Source organism: Rhodococcus sp. EPR-157, from assembly GCF_001647195.1.
Taxonomy (GTDB): Bacteria; Actinomycetota; Actinomycetes; order Mycobacteriales; family Mycobacteriaceae; genus Rhodococcoides.
In genome coordinates this window covers 1-3,262 of record NZ_LVCV01000085.1, presented here as the reverse complement: position 1 = coordinate 3,262, position 3,262 = coordinate 1, and the positions used below count along the sequence as shown (strand labels likewise).

The following is a 3,262-nucleotide window of genomic DNA, read 5'->3' as shown; positions in this document are numbered from 1 at the left end:
CTCGGTACCAGCAGAGTCGATCAGGATGATGCCGTTTGCGACAATCGCCTCCGGCCCGAGGTTGGGATACCTACCCGATATCGACGGAGATGCGTTGACGACCGCCAGAACACCCGCCTCGACGAGGGCATCTGCGGTCAGACGGTCGAGGTCCAATTCGTCGAGTACGACGATGTCACCCGGACCGACGCGTTTGAGGAGCTTGGCGGTATTGCGATCGACCCGGGCGATACCACTGATTCCGGGTAGCGAATCTTGACTACGTGATAACAGAGCCGGCATCTTCATGGAAACCATGATGACGCCGACGACACGCCCGACGGTGGAGGCGCGCCGAAACAACTACCACACTGTTCACACAAGTCCCAACAGTCTCGAGCAGTTCCGACTCAGTTCTCGCGATCGGCTCGGGCCGTCGCCAGCAGCTCTTCGGCGTGTGCACGGCCTGTTTCGGTGTCGTCCAGTCCAGCGAGCATCCGGGCCAGTTCGACGACTCTCTCCGACGACGACAGCGACTTCACGCCACTGTTGGCCGCGCCCTTCTTGGCGTCCGCCTTGTCGACGACCAGGTGAGTGTCCGCAAATGCGGCAACCTGCGGAAGGTGCGTGACGACGATGACCTGGTGTGTTCTGGCCAATCGCGCCAGCCGTCGCCCGACCTCGACGGCGGCCCGGCCACCGACACCGGCGTCGACCTCGTCGAAAACCATCGTTGCGCCCTTGTCCGAACCTGCCAGCACCACTTCGAGTGCCAACATCACCCGTGACAGCTCACCGCCGGACGCACTCTTGCTGATCGGGAGTGCCTGGGCTCCATCATGTGCCGACAGCTTGAATTCGACCTCGTCGACGCCACTTTGACCGGCGTGAAGCTCGACCCCGTCGATGGACAGCGGTGCAGAATCCTGCGGGCCCGCCGGGACAGTACGCAAGTCGAGTTGCAGTTTCGCCTTACCCATGGCGAGCCCCGCCAACTCGGCGCTGACTGCCTTCGCGAGCTTCGCCGCAGCCTTGCTGCGCGCGCTCGTCAGTTTCACGGCCGCGGCAGCGACCTCGGTGGCCGCCTCCTCCACTCGGGCAGACAAGTCGGCCAACGCATCGGCCGACACGTCGATCTTCGACAAACGCTCTCGGGCGTCATCCGCCCACGCAATGACACCGTCGACGTCGGCTGCGTACTTCCGGGTGAGGCTCTTGAGCTCCGCCTGTCGGTTCAAGATCGTCTCGAGCGCGGACGGATCCGAGGGCAGATCGGCGAGGTACGACGTGATGTCGGCGCCGACGTCGGTGACGACGGCCAGTGCCTCGTTCAATCGCGGCAGCAGATCTCGCAGAATCGCGTCGTCCGCACCCTCGAGCCTGGTGCGCGCTTCGCCGAGGAAATAGAGGGCAGACAAACCCTCCCCTGTGTCGTCCACCGCGCCGACCAATGCCGCCCCGGCGCCCTCGGCGGATTCACGAAGAGAATCGAGGTCGCCCAGGCGTCGCACATCGGACACGATCGCGACGTCCTCACCGGGTTGCGGTGCGACTGCGTCGATTTCCTGCAGCCCGAACTGTAGGCGGTCGGCCTCCTGCGCAAGCTCACGGCTGCGTTCGGTCCGATCGATGAGTTCGGCTCTCGCCGAGAGCCATTCGGCCCGCGCGGCGCGGTACTTCTTCAGCGGTGTCGACACCGAGTCGCCGGCGAACCGATCGAGCGCGTCGAGTTGGCGGTCGGCTCGAAGCAATCGCAGCTGGTCGTTCTGGCCGTGGACAGTCAGCAACGAATCGGTGAAGCCTGACAGGATCGCCGCGGGAACGCTTCGACCACCCAGATGTGCGCGCGACCGACCGTCCGCATTCACGGTGCGCAAGGCGATGATCGAATCGTCCTCGTCGCGCTGCGCACCGGCCGACTCGAGCACCCTTTCGACCTCGTCTACGACCTGGGCCGACGCCGTTTCGGTACTGAATCTGCCTTCGACGACTGCGCGGTCCGCCCCTAGTCGGACGCGACCTGCGTCGGCTCGCGCACCCGACAGCAAATGCAGGCTCGTGACGACCATCGTCTTGCCCGCGCCGGTCTCGCCGGTCAGAACCGTAAGCCCTTCATGGAACTGGGCACTTGCAGATGAAATGACACCGAGGCTGTCGATCCGAATTTCTTCGAGCATGATTACCTCGCTCTCCCCCGCCAACCGGAAGTCGGCAACGCGAATTTGGTCACCATTCGATCGGCGAACGGTGCCGAATCCAGACGGACCCATTTGATCGGCGCTGCGCCACGGATGACTTCGACGCGTCCCCCGGCCGGCAGCTTCATGGTTCTTCTGCCATCACAGAACACGAGGGCATCGTGACCACCCGCGTCGGTCTCCACGGCGATGAATGATTCCGGGCTGGTCACCAGCGGGCGCGCGAACAGAGCATGGGCGTTGCTGGGTATGACCAGGATTGCTTCGAGCTCGGGCCAGACGACAGGGCCGCCGGCGGAGAATGCATACGCGGTGGACCCGGTCGGCGTCGCGACGAGTACGCCGTCGCAGCCGAATGCGGACACCGGCCGGCCGTCCACCTCGAGGACGACTTCGAGAACCCCGAGACGCGAACCGTTCTCGATGCTCGCTTCGTTGAGCGCCCAGCCTCGCTCGACCACCTGATCGCCGACGCGGATCGCAATGTCGAGCGTCATCCGCGATTCGATTCGGTAGTCGCGACTGATGACGCGCGCCAACGCGTCCTCCAAGTTGTCGACCTCGGCCTCGGCGAGAAAGCCGATTCGGCCAAGGTTGATGCCCAGCACAGGAATTCCGGCGGCCTGGGCAAGCTCGGCCGCACGCAAGAACGTCCCGTCACCCCCGAGGACCAGCACGAGTTCACACCCGACGCCGGCTTCCGGACCGAATTCGATGACGTTCAAAGTCAGGTCCGAAGCAAGCTCCGTATCGGTCTTGTCGGCGCCGAGAGCTTCGATCCGAGTGGAGTCGACCTCGTCCAGCAGCACCCGGAGCCGGATTCCGGCTTCGCCGAATACCTTCGCCACTCGTCGTGCGGTCTCGGCGATGTCGCGCCGTCCGGGGTGAGAGACCAGCAGGACCTCACGTACCGGAGATGTCACCGGCACCCCTGTCGTCACCGGCATCTCCGTCACTGTGGACCTTCCTCGACTGCGTGCTTCACCAACGCCACCACATCGCGCTCGGCGGAGTCGTTCGGCACAGCGCTATCGGGGTCGGTCCGTAGGCCCGACTCCCGGTGAGATCGTAGCCACAAAAAGTAC

2 protein-coding genes and 1 pseudogene are annotated in these 3,262 nt (G+C 64.4%); all 3 read right to left on the bottom strand.

The features are described from left to right. Nucleotides 1–288 (bottom strand): annotated as a pseudogene (locus A2J03_RS03360) (putative cytokinetic ring protein SteA); the annotation flags it as partial. Between the two features lie 101 nt (nt 289–389). Continuing rightward, nucleotides 390–2,156 (bottom strand): DNA repair protein RecN, encoded by a 1,767-nt coding sequence (gene recN / locus A2J03_RS03355; RefSeq protein ID WP_068369671.1) that lies wholly within the window; start codon nt 2,154–2,156, stop codon nt 390–392. 2 nt (nt 2,157–2,158) lie between these two features. After that, nucleotides 2,159–3,124 carry an NAD kinase gene (locus tag A2J03_RS03350; protein ID WP_068369673.1) on the bottom strand — a complete coding sequence of 322 codons (966 nt, stop codon included), beginning with the start codon at nt 3,122–3,124 and terminating at the stop codon, nt 2,159–2,161. Nucleotides 3,125–3,262 lie beyond the last annotated feature (138 nt).

Coding starts and splice junctions, on each gene's coding strand:
- recN (WP_068369671.1), bottom strand. CDS start 2,156: ATGCTCGAAGAAATTCGGATCGACAGCCTCGGTGTCATTTCATCTGCA.
- A2J03_RS03350 (WP_068369673.1), bottom strand. CDS start 3,124: ATGCCGGTGACGACAGGGGTGCCGGTGACATCTCCGGTACGTGAGGTC.